Source organism: Thermogemmatispora sp. (genome assembly GCF_019683755.1).
Classification (GTDB): Bacteria; Chloroflexota; Ktedonobacteria; order Ktedonobacterales; family Ktedonobacteraceae; genus Thermogemmatispora.
In genome coordinates this window covers 1-22,804 of sequence record NZ_JADGHT010000035.1, presented here as the reverse complement: position 1 = coordinate 22,804, position 22,804 = coordinate 1, and the positions used below count along the sequence as shown (strand labels likewise).

Sequence of the window (22,804 nt, the reverse complement as noted above, 5' to 3'; positions counted from 1 at the left end):
CATCTCTCCAGACGCTAGCGAGCCGGGTATGACCTACCCTCATCTAGCCACACGCACCACCATCGGCACGGGTTTCAGTGCATTCACTCCATCTATTAGGAAAAACACTGCAAACGCGTCCTTTATTTCCGAGTGAGACGCCGCTGCGCAAATCAGACTACAAGAAAAGGAAATCGCTCTTATCTCTCTCATCCTTTTTTAGGATCAGCAGCATTTATATGACATATTTCACCGTCGGACAATGACCCATGAACGAAGGCCGGCCCTGGCCGCAAAGTCGCTGCAGGCTGAGGCGCAGGTGTCAAGGGCCTCTCCTGGCGAGCAGCGGGCAGATAGAGACTAAAGCAACTGCCTTCTCCAAGCACACTAGTCGCCGCCACGCGGCCCTGCATAGCCTCCACCCACTCCTTGACCAGTGCCAGCCCGAGGCCGCTGCCACTACCATCGCGACGCAACTTGCTCGAAGCCTGATAAAAGCGCTCCCAGATGCGAGGCAGTTCCTCGGGAGGAATACCCTCACCAGTATCGCGCACCTGGATCACCACCTCATCCCCCTCTTGAGAGGCCAGCACTGACACGATGCCGCCAGGTGGTGTGTGGCGAATACCGTTATGCAGCAGATTCTGCAGCGCCTGAGCGAGACGCTCGGGATCAACCAGGGCTAAGGGTCCCGTTGGCGGTGTCTCTGCCACCACCTGCACCCGTGCGCTCTGCCAGGCCAACGGGGCGCGCGCAGCCACCAGGCGGCGCGCCAGCTCGCCCACATCAGTCGGCACACAGCGCAAAGTCAGGCGTCCGATCTCAGCACAAGCCAGCGCAAAGAGATCCTCGACCAGCCTCTGCAGGCGCAGCACCTCAGCCTCCATCACCTCCAGATCGCGAGGCAACGACTCTGGCAGCTCGCCGCGATCCAGGTGACGCAGCGCCGCCTCCAGATAGCCACGCACAGTGGCCACAGGGGTACGCAGTTCATGAGACACGGCAGCTACTAGCTCGCGCTGTGTTTTGAGCAGTCCGGCCACCGTATCGCGCTCCTGCTTCAGCTCCTGGAGGGCCCGCTCTAGCTCGGCAGCCATCGCATTAAAATCGGCCTGCAACTGAGCTACTTCATCCTCGCCTTCGACAGGCACGCGCACAGCATAATTCCCCTGACGCAAAGCATGAGCCGCCTCGGCCAGGTTGCGCAGGCGAGCCGTCGTGCGGCGCACCACCAGGTAAGAGAAAAAAGCGGTTGGCGGAATAACCGCCAGCAGAGCGATCAGCGAGATCACCGCCAACACCATCGTGAGCGAGATCACCACCGCCACATCGTTCAGGCTAGCCAGGGCCATCAGGTCGAAGAGGAGAATGACCAGCCCTGCCGCTAGCAGGACCATCATGGCATGAGCATGGGTTAAGGCCCACAATAGTTGTCGGCGCCGCAAGTAACTCCAAAGAAAGAGCAGACGCAGAAATCCTCGCCAGATGATAAAGCCGATCAAATCGATCAGCGCGGTGGCGAGCAGCATCAATGGAAAATCGATTGCATAAGCTGACCAGAGATTGCTCCCAAACAGATTCTGCAGACATAGCAGCAGAAAGGGCAAGCCATTGAGGAGCAGCAAGAGGAACAGCCCCCAGACCAGGTCTCGCCACCAACGGCGCCACCAGGGGGGTGGTCCTACCTCGGCCCGCAAGGCGAAGTAGCCCAACCCGAAAGGCGCCAAGAGCACCAGGCTGAACTCATGGCCCGTCGCCGTAGCAGAGGCTAGACTGATCAAGCCGCTGAGTAGCAAGGCGGCCAAGATTGCTTCGAGCAGAGCGCGTCTGCGCCTGGCTCCCAGCCAGAAGCTCTCCCATCGCGCTTTCATCGCTCGCCTCCCCCTCGGGCGGGGCCACGCGCGCGCCAACGATAGCCCACCCCCCAAACAGTTTCGATGGCTTCCCCCAAGGAGCCTAGCTTCTTGCGCAGGCGCAGCACAGTATTATCGACCGAGCGATCACCACCAACGTAGCTCTCGCCCCAGACTGTATCGAGCAGGTAAGCCCGGCTAAAGGCGCGTCCGGGACTGCGCAGGAAGAGATGAAGCAGTTCAAACTCTGTCGGGCTTAGATCGAGCGGCTGGCCATCCAGGGTCACGAGGTGGGCCTGAGCATCCAGGCAGAGCGGCCCATAGGTCAGCGGCTGCTCGGCCCGCGCCAGATCGCGCTGCAGCATCTGCTGAATCAGCTCGGCGCGCCGCAGCAGAGCATGCACCCGCGCCAATAATTCGCGCATACTAAAGGGCTTAGCCAGGTAATCGTCGGCCCCCAGCTCCAGGCCCACCACCCGATCGGTCTCCTCGCCGCGTGCCGTCAACATCAGCACCGGGGTAGGCGCTTGCTGGCGCAGACGACGCAGTACCTCTAGCCCATCCATCCGCGGCAGCATCCAGTCCAGAATAACCAGGTCAGGACGCCGCTCCTCATGCAGGCGCAGCGCCTCCACTCCATCAGGAGCATAGAGGACCGCATAGCCATCCGCTTTCAGTTCACGAATAATGAGCTGTGCCAGGTCTTGAGCGTCTTCAACAAGCAAGAGCGTTTTCATCTCTCTTCTGGTATTGTGCTTACTTTAAGCGCGCATGATATGTTTTACCGCCAACCAGAGCGAGAGCCAGACGCCCTACCAGGGGCATAAGATGGAAGCGCCGGCGGGCCGCCTGAATCATGCCGATGAGCCAGCCCGTGATGGTCACCACCTGCAGCGTGCCCAACAGCAGCAGCCAGGATAAGGTGGCGAATACCTCCAGATCGTACGAGGCCCACCAGTAGGAAAAACGATTTACGTAGTCAGGCACCATCAGCATGAATATATCGATGATCATCACCAGCCCAAAAAAGAACAGCGATTGCAGGGCATGGAAACGCACCAGGCGACTCCTGCCACCGAAGAGCAGGACCAGCAGACCCGAGAGCCAGCCGCCCAGGTAAGAGAGCATTCCCAAGACTGCCTCGGTATAGCGAGAAGACGACACTTCGCTGTCAGCCTCCGCGACCTCTGCCCAGTAGCTTGCCGGCGGCCCAACCTCGGCAGGCCACCTGGGCCTCAACTGCTCTTGCTGAGGCCAGTCATCCCCTCTGGCCTCGTAAGCCCCCTGGGAGGGTGACCGGGCCGACCAACCTCGCGCTTCATCTCTTCTGTCCCACACGAGAACAATACTCCTTTCTCCTCTTGGCATTCAGCCAGGATTTTGGAATCCCCTGGCCATTGCCGATTGCACGGCTCACTCAAGCAGTGTCACCCACTGAGAACACGAAGGGAGGTGACTTTCTTAGGAGATGAATGTAGCGCCCAGTTGTCGCCGCCGTATCCAGCCTTTGTCGCAAATCTGTCGCAGCCGTCTGCCGGCATAGATCAAGGCAACGCCTAGCGTCGGCTCTGCATCAGCGGGACACCGCCACAGCGCGACAGCGCGACAGATCACAGGCAGAGAAGCGGAGCAAAGCGAGAGGACCAACCAGGGAGTGAGCGAGAGGAACGCAGTGAGGAAGAGGCCCACAGGCAAGAAGAAAGCAGACCAATCCTAGCGAGGCGGTCCCTGGCGAATCCGGCGACGCATCGCCTCCAGTGGCCACTGCTGCCAGGTCCCCCAGCGCTCCGGTACGATATTCTCAACCCACCATGTCACCCCCGCGCGGGCATAGGCTGCCACCAGTGCGCGATCGGCCTCCAGATCTTTGCCGGAGCTGATGCCGAAATGCACCACCTCGAAGGGTCCCGGCTGCGACCGCAACTGCTGTAGGGCCGCCACAATCTCGGCCATTGTCTCGGACGAGAGCATCTCTGTCAGCCCCAGATCGCGCCCGATGGGGATGAAACCATCCCAGCGGACTGCGCGGCGCAGCGGGGCGCGATTGGGCCACATTCCAGCGACCCAGATGGGAATACGCGGCTGTTGAAGAGGTGGCGGCAAAAAGTGCGCTTCCAGAATATGGTAGTAGCGACCCTCGAAGCGGAACGGCTGACCACTCCACAGACCACTGAGGATAGCCAGGCCCTCATCGAGCATGGCCCCTAGCACCTTGAGATCGGAAGGCTCCCCCAGGGCCGCAAAGTCGAAGTAACCGCCGCCCAGACCTACACCCAGCACCAGGCGCCCATTCGAGAGATGATCAAGAGTCACCGCCTGCCGAGCCAGCTCCCAGGGACGACGGCGCGGCAAGGGTGTCACCAGAGGACCAAAGCGCAGGCGGCGAGTCTGGAGAGCAATGGCTGTCAACGCCACCCAGACCTCCGCCAGCGGATCATTGGTCGGCGCCAGCGTTGTCCGCGCAATCTGATCCCAGAGAAAGAAACCATCCCAACCCGCGGCCTCCGCCTCCTGAGCCAGCTCACACAACAAGCGCACATCGGCGAGGGGGCCAAAGTTGGGGAGATGCAGACCGTAGAGCATGGCTTGTCACACCCACGTTGCTTAGCCGGCGCCGGAAGGCTCAGGCCGGCATTCGGCCCAAGCAGCACACAAAAAAAGAGGGTGACCGATGGGGCTCGAACCCACAACCGCTGGAGCCACAATCCAGAGCTCTACCGATTGAGCTACGGCCACCGTGTTGCTTTTTCGCTGTATGCACAGCCAGTATAACGGAGAGTCTGTCGGCTGTCAATAGGGTAGTGGTCACAGCAGGCCCTGGCCGACAACTATGAGCAGCCTCGTTCACGTTGGCAGACCAGAGCCTGCAGGGAACCAGGAGAGCGCTGAGATCGAGCTTGAGCAAGCCAACTAAGGAGAGACCTCGTCGAGACGGCGCAGGCGCGTGGCCGTTCCAAACTGGGCAATGATCGCTGCCACAATCAGACAACCGGCGATAATCAGAAAGGTGCTCAACGGCCCCAGGGTTGGGATCAGGGGCGGAATGACCAGGAGACCAACGCTGCCCCCAAGATGGCCAACTCCATCAACGAGAGCAAAGCCCGTCGCACGCGCCCGTGTTGGATAATGCTCCGTCGACCAGGTGTAGGTCATCGGCACCCAGAGATTGAAGCCGAAAAAGAGCACAATCGAGCCAAGCACGGCCACAGCGAAGTTGCCAGCTCCGCCCAGAGCGATCAGTAGGCAGCCGACCAGCGTTAGCAAGGCTGCCACCGGCAGCCAGTACTTGCGTTCCAGCAGCTCGCCAAAGGCATAATCGAAGATGGCCACCATCACGAAACCCACCGAGCCAATTGCCACGATCAGGCCCGCTTCCGGCGGAGGGAACTTCAGGGCAGTCAGCAACGAGGTCAGCCCCGCCGCGATGGCGTAAACCGTGATATAGCCGATGAACCAGACCACAAAGAGGAAGATTGTGCGCAGCAGATAGAGCCGGTTGCCAAAGATCTCGATATACGGGATACGCCCCGGCTGGGCCTCGACCGGAATCTCAGACGGCGTGGGCAGCTCTCCCACGCGGGCCTGCGCCTGCGCCTCCATTTGAGCGACTACGCCTTCTGCCGCCTCGACCCGTCCCTGTGAGATCAGCCAGCGCGGCGACTCATGCAGTTGGAAGCGCATCAGAATGCCGATCAGGGCCAGCAAGGCGCCAATGGCATACATCAGGCGCCAGCCGAAGGTGAAGCCAGGCCCAGCCAGCGCAAAGGGCAGGCCCAAAGGGAAAGCCTCGGGCTGTGTGGTGAGCAGCAAGCCCAGCCAAACCCCCAGAAAGGCGCCTAGCGAGGACATGATAAAGATCAGCGAGGTATAGCGCGCTCGCCCTCCACTCGGCGCCACCTCGTTGATATAGGTGTTGACAAGGGCCAGGTCAGCGCCGACGCCAATACCGGTGATGGTACGAGCAATGATAAAGTTGACATAGTCACCGACGAGGGCATTGTAGAGCGAGCCGAGACCTGTGATGACCATTGTCACCAGCAGCATATCGCGCCGCCCAAGGCGGTCCGCCAGAGGACTGAGAATGAGTGTCCCGATTACATAGCCAACCAGGTTGAGGAGCACGGGTAGTCCCAGGTAGTTGGCCGCCGATTCGGGGGTACAGCCTGACACGATCTGTATACAGGTCTGAATGAAGGAGACGTTGATGTCGAAAATGTCAAAGAAAGTGAAGAGGAAACCGGCGCCAATGATGCCGATGTAGAGATAGGGCAAGGCCCAGATAGGGATACGGTCCAGACGCGCAATCACGGCTGCCGCCGTGCTGCCCGCTCCGGTCACAGGCTGCGATGGATTGCCTGCCTCGGAAGCCATAGCTGCCTCCCTCCTTGGCGTGGGCGAGGCTGTTGATGCCAGCCAGCCAGCCGGCCAGAATGCTAGAGCAACGTCGCTACAATCTGTCCTTTCTGGCCCGATGTCATAGGTGATGCCGGCCCGATGGTTCACGAGCAAGCAGCCTGTTTTGTAGAATTGTACCGATGGTTCGGTTGGTTTGTCAAGAGGAGCGGAGCCACTGGAGAGGCCTGGCCACTGCCTCGCGTGTGAGAATGCCACTGGCAGCAGGAGAAGACTTGACATCGGCCCGGTCGTGCCATACACTCCAAACAAAGGCACTAGTAGAGCAAACAGGCTGGTTCTTTGTTGCAGAAAGGGCACGTGGCTACATGGTTCACCATACGTCAGAGGAGATCAAGAGCGACCAGGCCAGGGAGAGAGAAAGCGATCTCTCGCAGTTGCCGGAGGTTCCCCCCGGCATGCTGATCCCGGCACCCACCAGCCCGCCGCGCAAGCGCACGCGCTGGCCGGATGCCATCGATGTGATCTTTGAGAAAGATCCTGCCTGTAATAATATTTTCGAAGCTTTGCTCTACCAGGGGCTGTGGGCTATCTTCTTCCATCGTATCGCGCATTTCCTCTATAATCTACATATCCCTGTTATTCCTCGCCTGATCTCACAGTTCGCGCGCCTTGTCACCGGCGGCATCGAGATCCACCCGGGCGCGAAGATCGGCAAGCGCTTCTTTATCGACCACGGGGCCGGTGTGGTGATTGGCGAGACTGCCGAGATCGGCAATAATGTCATGCTCTACCACCAGGTGACGCTTGGCGCTACCGGCTGGTGGCGTCCAGGCCCTGGGCGCAAGCAGAAACGCCATCCTACCATCGAGGACGATGTGACCATCGGCGTCGGGGCCGCCATTCTGGGGCCGATTACCATCGGGCGCGGCAGCAAGATCGGGGCGATGGCCCTCGTACTAGAGTCAGTGCCGCCCAATTCGGTGGTTGCGGCCAAGCCCGCTGAGCTGCTGGTGAAGAGCGGCGAGCCCCTGGCGAAGCACGAGGAATTGACGCAGGGTTGGGAGATGGACTATCAGATTTAAGTCCAGCGAGGATGGCAGCGGCCTGGCCTGGAAGCTGGTAACCTTGCCAGAGCGGTGGGTCAGGTCCACTGGCCTCCCTTCCTTGCCTGAGATGAGCGCTATCCTTTCAGGTGAACTCTCTCCCTGGTAGCGCGGGCGGGCCTGGTCTGGCACCCACCGTCCGCCCGCGTTTTCTTCTGTTTGCTCCACCTCTCTCCCAGCTAGCCGCAGCTAGACCGCGCGCCGGGCAGCCGGCCGGGCCGGGCGCGGCGGGGCCGGCCAGCGCCCTGGCTACTTCTGTTCAGCAGCCCCAACGCCAGACGCCACTGCTTCATAACTGGCCAGTGTCTCAATGAGCAGCTCCCAGAAACGGGCGGCATCCAGGCCGTAACCGACGCGGGCATTGGCTCGCCGCCCCAAGACCCCATAGACATCACAGACCGTCCGCCCTAGCGTATACTCGCCTCGCGTCTCAACCGCAACATACATGCGATGCATGTTGATGAGGGTCGGCTCAATGAGGGCCGCCACCGCACAGGGATCATGCACCGGCGGCGCCGCGAAGCCAAAGACCCGACGATAGGTGGTTCCGAAGAAATCGAGCAACTGGCAAACGAAGGCAGGCACTGGGCGCCCCAGCGAGCGCAGGCGCTCCATCACAGCCGGCGTGGCCAGCGCTTGGTGAGTGACCTCCAACGGGATCATCGTGATCGGACAGCCACTGTTAAAGACGATGGCCGCAGCTTCGGGATCGAAGTAGATGTTGAATTCAGCAGCAGGAGTGACGTTCCCTAACCCGATGGCTCCCCCCATTAAATAGATGCCTTTGAGTCGTGAGAGGATCGTTGGCTCACGCGTAATGGCGCTGGCGACGTTGGTGAGCGGTCCCGTCGCTATCAGGACTACGTCATCGGTACTGCGCACCAGGTCGATGATGACATCAACAGCATGCTCAGATACCGCTTCCCGCTCTGGCAGCGGCAGAGGCGGCCCATCTAGACCCGATTCACCGTGAATGTCGGCGGCGTACCGCGCTTCCCGCACCAGCGGCTGAGCCATGCCCTTGGCTACTGGCACCTCGCGAATGCGCGCCAATGTACAGACGCTGAGCGCATTGCGCGTGGTCTTTTCTACCGTTTGATTGCCAGCTACGGTGGTAATGGCTAACAGCTCTAGGCTCGGATGGCGCGCGGCCAGCAGTAGGGCGAGCGCATCATCATGTCCTGGATCGCAATCAAGAATAATCTTCTGCTTCTTCTCCATAGCTTATGCCTCTATCTATGGCAAGAGAGCGTGCTCTCTCGAGCGCAGCAGCAGAGCGGTGCGGTTCCTCTCAGCGTGTGGCCGCGGCCACGCGCTGAGAGGCGGCCCTCCCTCTCTGTCTGCTCCCGCGGACAGAACGATTGTACCATTTCTTTCAACAAAGAAGCGGAGTTGAACGGGTTAGAGCGACAGCTAGCCCTGCCATCCCAGTGCATCAGGACAGAGTCGGCTGGTACGAGCCGGAGAAAGCGGTATCTTTTTGCGCCCTCCTCTTGCTATAATGGCCGCAGAACAACTCGTTTGGGGGGTTTGCTTGACGAAGATGGCCCGCGCTAACCTGCTCATTGGCCAGTCGGGGGGCGCCACCGCAGTGATCAATGCCAGCCTGGTGGGGGCCGTGGAGGCCGCGCTGGCAAGTGAGCGAGTGGCCAATGTCTACGGCATGCTGCACGGCATTGAGGGTTTTCTGAAAGAGGAGCTGATCGATCTGGGCCGGCAGCCGGCGGAAGTGTGGCCACGCCTGTGTGAGACGCCTTCTGCAGCCCTGGGTACCTGTCGCTATCGCCTACGCGATGAGGAGATAGAGCGCGCGCTAGAGCTGCTGCGCCGTTACGAGATCCGCTATCTACTCTATATCGGCGGCAACGATTCGGCGGACACGCTTCACCGTCTGGCCCAGGCTGCCCAGGAGCGTGGCTACGAGCTGCAGGCGATCAGCATACCCAAAACTATTGATAACGACCTGCCGCTGACCGATCACTGTCCTGGTTACGGCAGCGCCGCCCGTTTCATTGCGCTGGCGACGCAGGATTCGAGCCTTAATACGCGCTCCATTCCCTGGCATTATCCCGTGAAGATCATTGAGACAATGGGGCGAGATGCTGGCTGGCTAGCAGCGGCCTCCGCCTTACTGAAAGACGACGAGAGCGATCCGCCGCATCTGATCCTGGTGCCGGAGCGCCCTTTCCGCCAGGCAGAGTTTCTGGCCCGCGTTGAGGAGGTCTATGGCCGCCTGGGCTACGTCGTCGTCGTTGTGGCCGAGACAGTGCGCGATGAGCACGGGCGCCCACTGGGCAGCCTGGGCGCAATGGGCGCAGATGCCTTCGGCCATCCGTTACTCAGCGGCGCCGCCCAATATCTGGTAGAATCAGTCAGAAGCCAGCTCGGTCTGCGAGCACGCTTCGATAAACCTGGCGATTTGCAGCGCATGGCCAGCGCCTATGTCTCTCCGGTTGACCGCGCTGAGGCGGTGCTGGTTGGGCGGCAGGGTGTTCTGGCTGCCCTCGCAGGGCACAGCGACCAGATGGTAACCTTGCAGCGGGAAGAGGGACCGGCCTATCGCTGCACGACCGGCCTGGCCCCGCTCGCTGCGATCGCAAATGAGAGGCGTTGTCTTCCAGCCGAGTATCTGGACACGAGCGGAACAATGATCACAGAGGCCTTTCGGCGCTATGCGCTGCCGCTGCTGGGCGAGCTTCCAGCACGCTATGTGCGGCTGGCGCCCATAAAGGTCAGGTGAAAGAAGAAAGACAATGGGGTCACTGAAACGCGTCATTCTGGTCGTCTTGGACGGCGTCGGGGCCGGCGCCAATCCTGATGCGGCGGCCTACGGCGATGAAGGCGCCAGCTCACTGGAACACTGCGCCCAGGCCGTCGGTGGGCTGGCGCTGCCCAACCTGGGCCGCGCCGGCTTCGGCAACATTACGCCGATCCTGGGGACACCCCCGCGAGCCGACGCCGATGGCTCCTGGGGCCGCATGAGCGAGCAAGGAGCTGGCAAAGACAGCACGATTGGCCACTGGGAAATCACAGGGCTGATTCTGCGTCAGCCCTTCCCAACCTATCCACACGGCTTCCCGCCCGAACTGATCGCCCGCTTCGAGGAGGCGATCGGACGCAAGGTCCTTGGCAACAAGCCGGCGTCGGGGACCGAGATTATCAAGGAGCTGGGTGAGGAGCATCTGCGCACCGGCTACCCAATCGTCTATACCTCAGCCGATAGCGTCTTTCAGATTGCTGCTCACCAGGAGGTCATACCCCTGGACGAGCTGTATCGCATCTGCCAGATCGCGCGCTCGCTGCTGGTAGGTGAGCACGCCGTGGGGCGTGTGATCGCTCGCCCCTTCACCGGCAGGCCCGGCCACTTTGTGCGGACAGAGCACCGGCGCGACTTCTCGCTGCCTCCCACCGGCCCCACGCTCCTTGATCACCTGCAGGCCCGCGGCTACGCCGTCATCGGCCTCGGCAAAATCGAGGATCTCTTCGCTGGGCGCGGCCTGACCGCTAGTGAACACACGGAGACCAATCATGCCAGCATGGAGGCCGCGCTGCGCTGGCTGGAACGCGATTTCACCGGCCTGCTCTTTGTCAATCTGGTCGAATTTGACCAGCTCTGGGGCCATCGGCGCGATAGCCAGGGCTACGCGCAGGCCCTGCGCGAGGTCGATGCCTGGTTCGGCAGCGTACGCCAGCGCCTGCAGCCTGGCGACGCTCTCTTTTTCACCGGTGATCATGGCGTCGATCCAACCTATCGCGGGACCGACCATACGCGCGAACAGGTGCCGCTGCTGGCTTATGGGCCAGCCGTACGGCCTGGCGTTGATCTGGGAGTGCGCGCTACCTTTGCTGATCTGGGACAGACCATCGCGCAGGCGTTCGGCGTTGAGCCGCTGGCCGCCGGTACCAGCTTTGCACAGGAATTGGGACTGCTATGACCGACCGACCACAGCGTAACGACTCCTATCCGCTGCTGCACGGGGAGCGCGTCTTTCTGCGCCGTCCTCAGCAGAGTGATGCCCCCCTGGTCTTTGCCTGGGAACGCGACGATGAGGTCTGGCGCTACGATCCTCATCGCCCCTACTCGGAGACCCTGGAGGAGTTCTTGCCCCTCTTCGAGCGCAATTATGTCATCGGCAATGGACGCCAGTTCTGGTTTATCATAGAGGATGAGCACCACGTGCCTATCGGCACCATCACCTACTTTAATTTGGATTACCGCTTGCGCCAGGCCGAGATCGGTCTTGGCCTCGGCGAGAAGAGCCGCTGGGGCCAGGGCTACGGGCCAGAGGCTATTCGCACGCTGGTCCGCTTCCTGTTCGACAGGCTCGGTCTGGTGCGCGTCTACGCTGAGACGGCTCAGGCCAACCACCCGGCCAGGCGGGCTTTTGCTAAAGCCGGCTTCACAGAGGTTGGTCAGATCTTCGATCCTCGCAGCACCGGGGCCCCCTGGGTGCTGCTGGAAATCGTTAAAACAGAGGAACACGCTGCCTCATGAGTACAACACCAACTTCTCAGAAACCGATCGATCCGAGCATCTTTAAGGCTTACGACGTGCGTGGGATCTATGGCCGCGATCTGACCGACGAGGCGGCCTATACGATCGGGCGGGCCGCTGCCCTCTATCTGGGCGTGCCAGAAATCGCCGTTGGGCGTGACATGCGCCTTTCGTCGCCGGCGCTGGCTGCGGCTCTCATTCGCGGCATAACCGACCAAGGTGTCAATGCGGTCGACCTGGGCCTGACGACCACCGATGAACTCTACTTCGCCGTGGGGAAGTTCAATTATCCGGCGGGCGTGATGATCACCGCCTCCCACAACCCGGGCGAGTACAATGGCATGAAGTTCTGTCGGGCCCAGGCGGCGCCGATCAGTCTCGATAGTGGCCTGGCTGAGATTCGCGATCTGGCCTTACGTGGTCAGTTCCCTGAGCCGGCGCGCAAGGGCCAGGTTATTCAGCGCGATGTGACCGATGACTATGTGGCGCATGCTCTTTCCTTTATCGATGTGAGCAAGGTCAGGCCGCTCAAGGTGGTCATCGACGCCGGCAACGGCATGGCCGGTTTGATCATGCCACGTGTCTTCCAACATCTGCCATGCGAGTTGATCCCGCTTTACTTCGAGCTGGATGGGCATTTCCCCAACCATCCGGCCAGCCCTATCGAGCCGGAGAACATGGTTGATGTGCAGCGTAAGGTCCGCGAAGTAGGGGCCGACCTGGGCGCCGCCTTCGATGGCGACGCAGACCGCATGTTCCCGGTCGATGAGCAGGGCAATGTCATCGATGGCTCGATGGTCACCGCGCTCGTAGCGCAGAGCTTGCTGCGCAAGCACCCCGGGGCCACTATTCTCTACAACCTGATTGTTTCGCGCAGCGTGCCTGAGTTGATCGAGCGCATGGGCGGCAAGGCCGTGCGGACACGCGTAGGGCACTCTTACATCAAGGCCCAGATGCGCGAGCTGAATGCCATCTTCGGCGGCGAGCACTCAGGCCATTTCTACTTTCGCGATAACTGGTATGCCGATTCTGGCCTGATCGCCTTTTTGCTGCTTCTCGAACTGGTCTCGATCGAGAATAAGCCGCTCTCGGAGCTGATCCGGCCACTCAATACACGCGTGCGTAGCGGCGAGATCAATAGCCGCGTTAGCGATGTTCAGGGGAAGCTCGAGGCCCTGGTTGAGCGCTATGGGCCGCTGGCGCGCTCCGTTGATCGGCTCGATGGCATCACGCTCGATTTCGGCGATTGGTGGTTCAATGTGCGCCCTTCAAATACAGAGCCGCTTCTGCGCTTGAATGTAGAGGCCAATACGCGCGAGCTGATGGAGGCCAAGCGTGATGAATTGCTGGCCTTTATCCGCTCCTGACAGCGGCGCCCAACCCTTACGGCGCCTGCTCTCGGATCAGCCGATGCTGATCCTGCCAGGCTTTGACCGCTGGCCTTGACGAAGGAGAGCGGCCTACCGCTCTCCTTCCAGTGCCTTCTCTCGCGGGCAGCGTTGTCCCTAAGCCGACGGGCCTTCGGACAAGCCTGCGTCAGAGCTGGACGCTGTAGTCGTTGCCTCCCTGCCCATACTGGTAGAGGAAGCGCAGCGTGAGGCTATGCAGGCCCGCCGGGGCGCTGAACATTACGCGGCCCTCAACCTGATGAGCGCCTGGCTTGAAGCCAGTCGGCAGCGTGCTGTCGAGCGGGGCGCGCACGTTGCCATCGAGTACCAGGCGCAGGTAGTCAAAGCCAGGCCCGGGAGTGACAGCCACGCCATTGGGATTATCAACCCGGAAGTTGAAGATGTAGTACTGCTGACCCGCCTTGACCTGCCCCCAGCCGCTATAGGCAAATTGACGCTCCACGCTGACCAGGTGATAGGTTAGATAAAGGCCCGGCTGCGCATTGTAGGTATAGAGAATTGTGAGGTTCTGGGGATAGATTTTGCCACTATAGCTGGCTGGATTAAAGGGGCCGCTGAAGGGGATAATCACCAGCGATTCATTGAGCGTGGTTGAACCGAGCTGGAGTTTCAGCGTCTCCAACCTGATTCCCCGGGGAACCGGGAAGTCAAGCCAGCCATCAGCGCTTTTGCCAGGCGCCAGCGCCACAGTCAAATTGACGTTGCTCGGAGCGATCGGCTTCTGCCCAGGAACCAGCAGATGCGCCGCGTCGTAATAGATCACTGAGACCTGAGTACTGCTGTTATTGACTACATGCAGGCGAAGGCGCACCTGAGCCGGTCCAGGCCGGATCAGATCGTCGCTGAAAGCCGTGGCATATTGGGCATCGATCACCTGAAAGGTCAGGCCGGCATAGGGGGCTGCACGGGCCACGTGCAGGGTGGTGATGGCCGCGGTCGGCGCCGAAGCCGTTAGAGCGGGTTCAAGGCTGCGCAGCCAGCCCCAAACGAATAATCCGGTTCCCCCTAAGGCGAGAAGAGCCACAATCAAGGCCAATGCCAGCCAGAGCCGCTGCCAGGCTGGTTTTTCCTCAGTCGGTCGCCAGCCGCTGCGACCCGCTCCCCCCTCCGGGCGAGCAGGGATCTCCGGCGACAGCCGTGGACCTGGACGATTGCTTGGTGATGGAGATGCCAGAGAATGCAGATCAGACATACTACTATGTTGCCCCCTCTTGTGCTCCATTCAGAGAACGTTCCCACTGCCTGTTTTTAGCTTGGGAGAGTCTTTGAGGTTACTCTCACTATAGGGAAGGGCCAAAACACTGGCATTGTAGCAGTTTTCTTCAGCGTTGACAGCTTTTTCGGGCGGTGATAGCATTGGAGTTGCTCCTCTCCTTACTGTGATGCCTGCCAACCAGATAACCCGCAGCGAGGAGTGTGAGCTGAGCGCACTGCGCGCAAGAGAGGCTGGCCTTCTGTCACGTCAAGATACTTCCAGCGCGGTGCCAGGCCATCTGATCTGACCTGCCGGCGCTCTAGAGGCCGCACGGTATGACCTCCGCGCTCTTGCCCCATCAGCCGGTCGCCAGTCACTGCGGCGGCTGCGCAGTGCGGAGAGATCTCCCCTTGGGCGCCAGGGCAGGAGAGAAGTCAGAGAGGCACCACGCGCACAACGCAAAGGACAGACAGACAAAGGAGTACGTATTTGAAGATCCACGAGTATCAAGCCAAAGAGATTCTGGCACGCTACGGTATCCCCATCCAGCCGGGGCGCGTAGCCTACACGCCAGAAGAAGCGGAAGCGATCGCCCGCGAGCTTGGCGGACCGGTGGTCATCAAGGCGCAGGTCTATGTCGGCGGACGTGGCAAGGCAGGAGGCATCCAGTTTGGCAATACGCCCGCAGAGGCCCGCGCCGCCGCCGCCCGGGTGCTGGGCATGAATATCAAAGGATTGGTCGTCCAGAAGGTGCTGGTAGTCTCCAAGCTGGAAATCCAGGAGGAGTACTATCTTGGCATCGTCCTGGACCGCAAGACGCAGGCCCCTGTCGTGATGGTCTCAACTGCCGGCGGTGTCGACATCGAAGAGGTTGCCGCTACTACCCCAGAGAAGATCATCAAGCAGCCGATCGATCTGCGCTGGGGACTGCGACCCTTTGAGGCGCGCAATATTCTGGCGCGCGCTGGCTTCCCCTCGGCAGTTATCGCCCGCGGGGGGACAATCCTGACGGCGCTGGCGCAAGCCTTTATCGAGAGCGATGCCAACCTGGCTGAAATCAACCCGCTGGTGTTGACGCGTGATGGCCAGGTACAGGCCGCCGATGCCAAGATTGTGCTCGACGACAATGCCCTCTATCGCCATCGCGACTACGCCGCCTGGGAGGAGCCAGAGGAGGCCAACCCGCTGGAATTTGAGGCCCACAAGGAGGGCTTGACCTACGTCAAGCTCAATGGGAACGTCGGCATCATCGGCAACGGGGCAGGCCTGGTCATGACGACCTTGGATATGGTGGCCGCCTGCGGTGGTAAGCCGGCCAATTTCCTCGATATTGGCGGCGGAGCCCGCGCCGAGGTGATGGCCAAGGCTCTTACCTTCGTGGCACGCGATCCCGATGTCAAGGGCATCCTGGTCAATATCTTCGGTGGGATCACCCGCGGCGAGGAGGTGGCCAGGGGCGTCATTATGGCTCAGCAACAGCTCCCCGCCGGTCTGCCGATTGTGGTGCGTCTGTCAGGCACAGGCGCAGAAGAGGGCCGCGCGATGCTAAAGGACGCGGGCCTTGATTGGGGCAAGGATATGCGCGATGCGGCGCAGAAGATCGTCGCCGCTATCCAGGCAAAGGAGAAGGAATAGCAGGCATGAGCATTCTACTCGATGAACAGACCCGGGTGATTGTCCAGGGCATCACCGGGCGCGAGGGAAGCTATCACACGACGCGGATGCTGGAGGCTGGAACCAAGGTGGTGGCCGGTGTGACGCCCGGCAAAGGTGGCCAGAGCGCTTGCGGCTTGCCGGTCTTCGATACGGTGGCAGAGGCTAAGGCCGCCACTGATGCCAACGCGAGCTGTATCTTTGTCCCTCCTGCCGGAGCCGCCGACGCCATCATGGAGGCCGCTAGCGCTGGTATCAAGCTGATCGTCTGCATTACGGAGTTTATCCCGGTGCTGGATACGGCGCGCGCTATGCTGGTGGTGCGCGAGCATGGGGCTACTCTCATTGGCCCAAATTGTCCTGGTTTGTGCACCCCCGGCAAGGGGAAAATCGGCATTATGCCCTACCAGATCTTTACCCCCGGCCCCGTTGGCTTCATTTCGCGCTCTGGCACCTTGACCTACGAGATTGTCGCCCTGCTCACGGAAGCTGGCATCGGCCAGTCGACCTGCATTGGCATCGGCGGCGACCCGGTCATCGGCTCCACCTTTGTCGACCACTTGAAGCTGTTTGAGCAGGACCCGCAGACCCAGGCGGTGGTGCTTTGCGGCGAGATCGGGGGCAGCGATGAGGAGGATGCCGCCGAGTTTATTAAGACGATGAGGAAACCTGTGGTGGCCTTTATCTCGGGTCGCACCGCCCCACCAGGCAAGCGCATGGGGCACGCGGGCGCGATCATCTCGGGGAATACGGGTACAGCTCAGGGTAAAGTGGCCGCCCTGCAGGCTGCTGGGGTGCCCGTCGCCGATACCATCTTTGATATCCCCGACCTGGTCAAGGCCGCCCTGGCGAAAAAGGCCTAGCCTGCTTGGCGAGTAGCCTATTCCCTTCTTTGTCAGGGAAAAGACAGGCCGCATCCAGCTCAAGCAAGGTCACGGCGCTTCCCCTACTGTCGCAGTGAGGGGAGGCACGGAACGGACCCGGTCCCAGGGTAACCACCTATACCTAAAAAAGAAGAGAAGCGTATGCACGCGAGGAGTGGCTCCGGCCCCTACCAGCTCAGGCAAGGGGGGAGCCGGGGCTTATCCCCGCCTGGCGAAGAGGAAAGATGACAACCGCACTGGTCTACGATCCGATCTTTTTGGAGCATATTACCCCGCGCCGGCATCCCGAGCGCCCTGAGCGCCTGCAACGGGCGATGGCTGTGCTCGAGGCCCTGGGCTGGCTCCAGCGGGAAGGGCTGGTCTTGCTCTCGCCCCGCGAGGCCAGCGAAGATGAGCTGGCTCTGGCCCATGACCGCCTCTATATCCGCTCGGTGCGCGCCGCCGCAGAGCGCGCCGCTCGCGAAGCCGCCGCCGGTGGACGAGTCTCGCACTTCTTTGCTCCCGAAACCTTCGTCTCCGGTCGCTCCTATGAGGCCGCTGCCAAAGCCGCTGGCGCCGGATTGACAGCGATCGATGCCCTGTTCAAGGGCGAGATCGATAATGCCTATTGCCTGGTTCGTCCGCCCGGCCACCATGCCGAGTACGATGAGGCCCTCGGCTTCTGCCTGTTTAACAATGTTGCCATTGCCGCCCGCTATGCTATCGAGCGTTACGGTCTCGAGCGGGTGATGATCATCGACTTTGATGTTCATCACGGTAACGGAACCCAGAACATCTTCTATCGTGACCCGCGCGTACTCTACTTTTCCACCCATCAGGCCCCGTTCTATCCCGGCACAGGGCGCTCGGATGAGCTGGGCGAAGGGGAGGGCCTGGGCACGACCATCAACGTGCCGTTACCAGCCACAACCGGCTTTGAGACCTATGAGCCGGTCTTCCGTCAGGTCATGGCGCCCGCCGCCGACCGCTTCCAGCCGCAACTGATCCTTGTGTCGGCGGGCTTTGATGCTCACTGGAAAGATCCGCTGGCCAATATGTATCTGTCAACTGCCGGCTTTGCCCAGTTGATCATGATCATTATCGAGTTGGCGAAATATCTCTGCGATGGCCGGCTGATCATGATCCAGGAAGGCGGCTATGATCTGCAGGCCAATGCGGCCTGTGTCGCTACCAGCATTAATCTGCTGCTGGGCGATGACGCCGCCGTCGATAGCCTAGGACCGCCGCCCGAGAAGGCCTTCCGCATTAACACAGACGTTCTCATTGCCGAGCTGCGACGCATCCACAAGCTGACAGGCTACCGCATGCGCAACGCTCCGCGGCCAGACATCGCCAGGCTACGACGCGAGGTGAAGGGACCGGAGGCGGAGTCTGCTGCGAGCGACCCAGCCAGCAGCAATGGCAGGCGAACGGATGGGAGCCACTGAGCCTGAGCCAGACTGATGCTCAGCCGGGCTGCCTCCGTTCTGCTGGTTCAAACGTGAGACGTAGAGCGTCCACAGTTCAGGTGTGGACCGCAGCGAAGGCATCTCAGTGGACTATTGGTGGCCAAGGGAGGGCCATTGAAAGCGACCAGTCAGGCACAGCAAGAACTTCAGCAGGCTGAGAGATCAGAACAGGAAGGAGCGAGCCAGGGCAATGATGCCACCATTTCCAAGGAGGCCCCATGCAGACAGGTTCGCAGCAGGTGCGCCCTCTGACCTCCTGTGATCTTGCTCACATCCAGAAGCTTCTGTTCTTCTCAGACTATGTCTATCAGCGCTTCACCCCCCAGGAGCTGCCGCTCCTGTTGGAGCATTATCCCGCCTGCGGCCTCTTCCGCGCCGAGCAACTCGAGAGCTTTCTGCTCTCTCAGTCCCTGAATCCACCTGTTGCCTGGATCGGCGGCTTTGGCGTGAGTTGGGGAGAACATCGGCAGGCTTTCGAACATCTTGAAAGACTGCTTGACTACCTCGAGCCCGACTTGCAAGCCCGTGGAGTGACCCAGCTCTACTATTCAGGGAACGATCAAGAGCAAGATTGGCTGCGCACCCCCTTACTGAGGCGGGGCTTCGCGCCCCACAGCTTGCTCTACGCCTATGACAAATTCGATTACCAGGTCCCTACACACGGGAATCAGGCGGTCAACGTGCGCAGCGTGCACAGCAGCGATTTGGAAGCCCTCTGCGAGATTGAACGGCTCTGCTTCGCACCACTATGGCGCTACGACGCCCTGGCCTTCGCAGATATCGCTGCTACTCATCCCTACTTTGTTGTGGCGGAGCTGGAGGGACGCATCGTCGGCTACCAGTTTAACACCGTCGATGAGGGTTACGGCTACCTGATCCGCATCGCCGTCCACCCGGCTTTCAGTGGAAAAGGGATTGGTGCCCGCCTGATGGCCGAGGCTATCAGCTTCTTCGCGCGCGCGCGCGTGCGCCGCATTATGCTGAACACCCAGGAAGATAACCGGCGCGCTCACCGCCTCTACGAGTGGTTCGGCTTCGTGCGCATGCCCCAGCGTGGTTTCATTTTGTGCAAAGAGCTGCCCTCGGCACGCGCCTTCTAGCGACTGGCCGCCAGTGGGAACTGAGAGGAGCGCCAGGGGGCATGCTCAGGGGAAGACATGGCCCGAGCCTGAGCCTGAGCCTGACAGGCTGTAGACTCCCGTCAGACGCATCACCTCCAGCGGCTCGGAGCGATTCTTGACCAGCAGAGTGCCGACGTGATCGATCTGCACATGCTGGCGCACACGGTAGAATGTTGAAGCATTCAGATAAATATTGTTATCGTCAGCTTGGGACTGCAGACGGGCGGCGACATTGACAGTATCGCCAATCGCCGTATAGTTTTGGAGGCGCCCGCGCGAACCAATATTACCCACGATGGCCAGGCCCGTATTGACGCCAATGCCGAACTTGACTGGCACCTCGTTGGGGTGGCGGTGACAATAGTCCAGGATGGCCTGGCGCATCTTCCAGGCCGCCCGTACCGCACGCAGTGGGTGGTCCTCCTGCTCCAGGGGCGCATTGAAAATGGCCATCAGCTCGTCGCCCCAGAAAGCTGTCAGCGTGCCCCCCTCATCCCAGACCGCTTCAACCATGAGATCCAGATAATTATTGAGCAAATTCATTGTCTGCTCCGGCGGAAGGCGCTCAGCCAGGGTTGTGTAGCCACGTAGATCGGCGGAGACCACGGTGATCTCGCGCGTCTCACCACCCAGCTTGAGCGAATGCGGATCTTCGATCAGGCGCTTGACTACACTAGGATGGACGTAGCGCCCGAAGAGCGACTTGATCTCACGAGCCTCGGCCTGAGCGCGCTTCAGATCGGTCCGATCGTCAATGACCAGGGCGGTACCGATGTGCTGGCCATGCTCATCACGCAGAGCACTGACATAGAAATTCATATTGACCCAGCCCAGTCCCGCTACCTTCCCCTCGAAGGCCACCGGCACGCGTGTGCCATGCTCGTGGTGTAGCAGCGCTTCTTGCAGGAGATCAACTAGGCCCAACTCCGGGCGGTTGGCCAGCACCTCGCGGTAGTGTCGCCCGAGGGCCGCACGCTCGTCAAGCTTCAGAATGGCACCCGCCGCCCGATTGAAGGTCGTGATCACTCCCTCGGGATCAGTAGTGATCACCCCATTGGCAATCGAGGCAAAGATGTTATCCATGTATTGCTTGTCTTCGTTGACCTGGCGCAGCGTGCGCTGCAGATCAGCGAAGAGACGAGCGTTATCAATGGCAATGGCCGCTTGATGACAGAAAGCGAAGAGCAGATCTCGTTGCTGATGGCCAAAAAGGTTAGCACTGATGCGACTGTCGACATAGACCGCGCCAATACAACGATCGCGCACCACGAGCGGGGCACACATAATTGAGCGGATGCGATTCTCAATGATGCTGCGCTGCTCTTTGAGGTCCTGATCCTCCTGAGCGTCGCTGGTCAAGATCGGCTGGCGCGTCTGAACGACACGATTGACGGTGCTTTGGCTGATGCCCAAGTTAAAGGCATCACGTTCGAGACTGCGTGCGTCCTTCGTGCGCGCGATCTTAAACTCAAGCTCGCCCTGCTCGTTGAGCAGGACCAGAAAGCCCCGTTCGGCTCCCACAAAGCTGATCACCTGGTCCATGACCAGGCGCAGCACTTCGTCAAACTCTAGTGTTGAATTTAAGGTACGAGCAATCTCATAGAGCGTTTCCAGCTCGTGACGCTCGCGCTTGAGGACCGTAATGCTGCTGCGTAGCTCCTCATGCTCGCGCTCCAGGACTGCCGTCTCATGACAGGCCAGCTCCTCCCGTAGACCCAGCAGGCGCTGACTCAGGCGCGATAACTCAAGATCGGCGCGGCGACTGACCATCAGTGTTTTACTGAGGAGTTGGACCCGCGGATCGCTCAGATTATGGGCATAGGTTCCTTCAACAGCCCTTTCCAGCTCACGCGTCTGTTCGTGCAACTGGCTGGAAATACGCTTCAGGGCCTCGCTTAGCGAGTGCAGCTCCTCCCCCAGGTCCTTCAACACTGCGCATCCCTCCCTGCGAAGCAGCCAGAAAATGATCCAGATGAAGATGCCTCTTTGCGCAACGCTGCCTTATTATAGCACAGAGGTAGAGCAAACGGAGAGAGATTTCCCAGCCTGACGGGCCGGAGTGGGCAGGAGCTATCTGCTAGACGGACAGATCAGGCTGCCCAAGAGCAGGCCTGCTCAGGCAGCCTGACTTTCCTAAGTGGCTCTGACTAGAGACCATCCTTGCCTGTTTGGGCCAGATAGCTCCGTAATGAGAGAGGCTGGAACCCAAATTGGCGCTCGACAGCATCGAGGGCGGTGATATTGTCAAAGGTAAAGAGGGTCAGAGCCGCGCGCGTAATCGGTGGCTTGGGCAGCAGCAGCTCCATCGCGGTAGCCCCAATACGAGCCAGAAAGAGCGGCAGCGGCAGCATGGGACGCCGTACCTGTAGTGTCTGCATAAGTAGCTCTATGATCTGAGCAAAGGTATAGTACTCGGGTCCGCCAATGACAAAGGTACGCTTGCGGCTCCCCTCTGGGTCGTCAAGCACACGCAGGATGACAGTCACAACATCCTCGACGTAGATCGGCTGGAAGCGCAGCGCACCACCACCAATGAGGGGAACCACCGGCGCACTGCGGATTAGATCAGCCAGGCCTTTGAAGAAGGGTGCCCCCTTTCCAAAGAGAACAGAGGGCTGGATGATGGTCCAGGCCAGCGCGCTCTTTTTGAGGACTTCCTCAGCCAGATAACGCCCCTGCATATAGCTGCCCGGGCGATCAGGCTTCGTTCCCAGGCCACTGAGTTCGATCATGCGCCGGACCCCTGCCGCCAGGGCCGCATTAACCAGGTTGGTGGTGCCAGCCACATTCGTGCCCTCATAGGTATTGCCGGCTGATTGCTTGCGGTCGGCAGTCATAAAGGCTGCGTGTATCACTGTGTCAACACCGCGCAGGGCCGGCTCCAACGAGAGCGGGAGCGTGGTTGCTCCTTCTACCAGCTCAACCTTCTCCGCCGGCAGAAGCCTGGCCGCACGGCTGATATTGCGTACCAGGCAGCGCGGTCGCTCGCCACGCTCTACGAGCCGCTGCACCAGGTGCCTTCCAATAAAGCCAGTTGCGCCTGTGATCAGGATCATGGCTCCTCTCCTCATTTTGGCTGCCTCAGCGCTGCCCAGGCTGCCAGCAGGTGACAGCCAGCCTGCGCTAGATGGCAGACCTACTTTCTTCGCCAGCACTGGCGAGATCCCTCTGAAAAGAAGACGTCAGAGGAAGCCTCATCAGAGACCTGTAGCTTTGCTTAGGCCAACCCAAGCAGCAAGCCGGATACCCTTGGCTGATGCCTCATACTTCCACTCCCTATTAGAATATAGGACAATGACAGCTAAAAG

Annotated in this window: 18 protein-coding genes and 1 tRNA gene; 9 read left to right on the top strand and 10 right to left on the bottom strand. The window is 60.5% G+C overall.

Annotation, left to right across the window (positions count from 1 at the left end):
- Nucleotides 1-188: 188 nt before the first annotated feature.
- From IRZ24_RS04560 to IRZ24_RS04535, 6 genes are all read right to left on the bottom strand, one after another.
- The gene (locus IRZ24_RS04560; RefSeq protein WP_297160767.1) at nucleotides 189-1,850 is read right to left on the bottom strand and encodes a HAMP domain-containing sensor histidine kinase; all 1,662 of its coding nucleotides are present in this window, start codon (nucleotides 1,848-1,850) and stop codon (nucleotides 189-191) included.
- A complete protein-coding gene (locus IRZ24_RS04555) occupies nucleotides 1,847-2,569 on the bottom strand; it encodes a response regulator transcription factor (protein WP_297160766.1) in 723 nt (240 codons plus the stop codon). The genes IRZ24_RS04560 and IRZ24_RS04555 overlap by 4 nt, the downstream gene beginning before the upstream one ends.
- A 19-nt stretch (nucleotides 2,570-2,588) precedes the next feature.
- Nucleotides 2,589-2,960, bottom strand: a complete 372-nt coding sequence (locus IRZ24_RS04550; RefSeq protein WP_297160765.1) for a hypothetical protein — start codon at nucleotides 2,958-2,960, stop codon at nucleotides 2,589-2,591.
- 585 nt (nucleotides 2,961-3,545) lie between these two features.
- Nucleotides 3,546-4,415, bottom strand: coding sequence for an LLM class flavin-dependent oxidoreductase (locus IRZ24_RS04545; protein ID WP_297160764.1), 870 nt, complete (start codon nucleotides 4,413-4,415; stop codon nucleotides 3,546-3,548).
- Nucleotides 4,416-4,495: 80 nt separating this feature from the next.
- Nucleotides 4,496-4,568 (bottom strand) — tRNA-His (locus IRZ24_RS04540).
- A gap of 174 nt (nucleotides 4,569-4,742) precedes the next feature.
- Nucleotides 4,743-6,203, bottom strand: coding sequence for an MFS transporter (locus IRZ24_RS04535; protein ID WP_297160763.1), 1,461 nt, complete (start codon nucleotides 6,201-6,203; stop codon nucleotides 4,743-4,745).
- A gap of 440 nt (nucleotides 6,204-6,643) precedes the next feature.
- Between IRZ24_RS04535 and epsC the strand changes: the two genes are divergently transcribed.
- Nucleotides 6,644-7,270, top strand: a complete 627-nt coding sequence (gene epsC, locus IRZ24_RS04530) for a serine O-acetyltransferase EpsC (protein ID WP_366914233.1) — start codon at nucleotides 6,644-6,646, stop codon at nucleotides 7,268-7,270.
- A gap of 270 nt (nucleotides 7,271-7,540) precedes the next feature.
- Here the strand turns inward: epsC and IRZ24_RS04525 are convergent, their stop codons facing one another.
- Nucleotides 7,541-8,512 carry a nucleoside hydrolase gene (locus tag IRZ24_RS04525; protein ID WP_297160761.1) on the bottom strand — a complete coding sequence of 324 codons (972 nt, stop codon included), beginning with the start codon at nucleotides 8,510-8,512 and terminating at the stop codon, nucleotides 7,541-7,543.
- A 322-nt stretch (nucleotides 8,513-8,834) separates the two neighbouring features.
- Between IRZ24_RS04525 and IRZ24_RS04520 the strand changes: the two genes are divergently transcribed.
- Genes IRZ24_RS04520 through manB form a run of 4 tightly spaced genes read left to right on the top strand, consistent with a single transcriptional unit; the run spans nucleotide 8,835 to nucleotide 13,153 of the window.
- On the top strand, nucleotides 8,835-10,031 hold the full coding sequence (locus IRZ24_RS04520) for a 6-phosphofructokinase (RefSeq protein WP_297160768.1): 1,197 nt from the start codon (nucleotides 8,835-8,837) through the stop codon (nucleotides 10,029-10,031).
- Between the two features lie 13 nt (nucleotides 10,032-10,044).
- Entirely contained in the window at nucleotides 10,045-11,226 is a 1,182-nt protein-coding gene (locus IRZ24_RS04515) for a phosphopentomutase (protein WP_297160760.1), read from the top strand.
- Entirely contained in the window at nucleotides 11,223-11,786 is a 564-nt protein-coding gene (locus IRZ24_RS04510; RefSeq protein ID WP_297160759.1) for a GNAT family N-acetyltransferase, read from the top strand. The genes IRZ24_RS04515 and IRZ24_RS04510 overlap by 4 nt, the downstream gene beginning before the upstream one ends.
- Nucleotides 11,783-13,153, top strand: a complete 1,371-nt coding sequence (gene manB / locus IRZ24_RS04505; protein WP_297160758.1) for a phosphomannomutase CpsG — start codon at nucleotides 11,783-11,785, stop codon at nucleotides 13,151-13,153. Before IRZ24_RS04510 ends, manB begins: the two co-directional genes overlap by 4 nt.
- A 169-nt stretch (nucleotides 13,154-13,322) precedes the next feature.
- Here manB and IRZ24_RS04500 read toward each other — a convergent pair whose 3' ends face one another.
- Nucleotides 13,323-14,387 carry a hypothetical protein gene (locus IRZ24_RS04500; RefSeq protein WP_297160757.1) on the bottom strand — a complete coding sequence of 355 codons (1,065 nt, stop codon included), beginning with the start codon at nucleotides 14,385-14,387 and terminating at the stop codon, nucleotides 13,323-13,325.
- Between the two features lie 492 nt (nucleotides 14,388-14,879).
- On the opposite strand from IRZ24_RS04500, the gene sucC reads away from it, so the two are divergent.
- The 4 genes from sucC (at nucleotide 14,880) to IRZ24_RS04480 (ending at nucleotide 19,475) form a co-directional block, all read left to right on the top strand.
- Nucleotides 14,880-16,025 (top strand): ADP-forming succinate--CoA ligase subunit beta, encoded by a 1,146-nt coding sequence (sucC, locus tag IRZ24_RS04495; RefSeq protein WP_297160756.1) that lies wholly within the window; start codon nucleotides 14,880-14,882, stop codon nucleotides 16,023-16,025.
- A 5-nt stretch (nucleotides 16,026-16,030) separates the two neighbouring features.
- Entirely contained in the window at nucleotides 16,031-16,906 is an 876-nt protein-coding gene (gene sucD / locus IRZ24_RS04490) for a succinate--CoA ligase subunit alpha (protein WP_297160755.1), read from the top strand.
- A 245-nt stretch (nucleotides 16,907-17,151) separates the two neighbouring features.
- On the top strand, nucleotides 17,152-18,354 hold the full coding sequence (locus IRZ24_RS04485) for a histone deacetylase (protein ID WP_297160754.1): 1,203 nt from the start codon (nucleotides 17,152-17,154) through the stop codon (nucleotides 18,352-18,354).
- 239 nt (nucleotides 18,355-18,593) lie between these two features.
- Nucleotides 18,594-19,475: a GNAT family N-acetyltransferase gene (locus IRZ24_RS04480; protein ID WP_297160753.1), complete on the top strand. Its 882-nt coding sequence runs from the start codon at nucleotides 18,594-18,596 to the stop codon at nucleotides 19,473-19,475.
- A gap of 45 nt (nucleotides 19,476-19,520) precedes the next feature.
- Here the strand turns inward: IRZ24_RS04480 and IRZ24_RS04475 are convergent, their stop codons facing one another.
- Both IRZ24_RS04475 and IRZ24_RS04470 read right to left on the bottom strand, forming a co-directional pair.
- On the bottom strand, nucleotides 19,521-21,428 hold the full coding sequence (locus IRZ24_RS04475) for an adenylate/guanylate cyclase domain-containing protein (RefSeq protein WP_297160752.1): 1,908 nt from the start codon (nucleotides 21,426-21,428) through the stop codon (nucleotides 19,521-19,523).
- A 215-nt stretch (nucleotides 21,429-21,643) separates the two neighbouring features.
- Entirely contained in the window at nucleotides 21,644-22,552 is a 909-nt protein-coding gene (locus IRZ24_RS04470) for a complex I NDUFA9 subunit family protein (protein ID WP_297160751.1), read from the bottom strand.
- Between the last annotated feature and the right edge of the window lie 252 nt (nucleotides 22,553-22,804).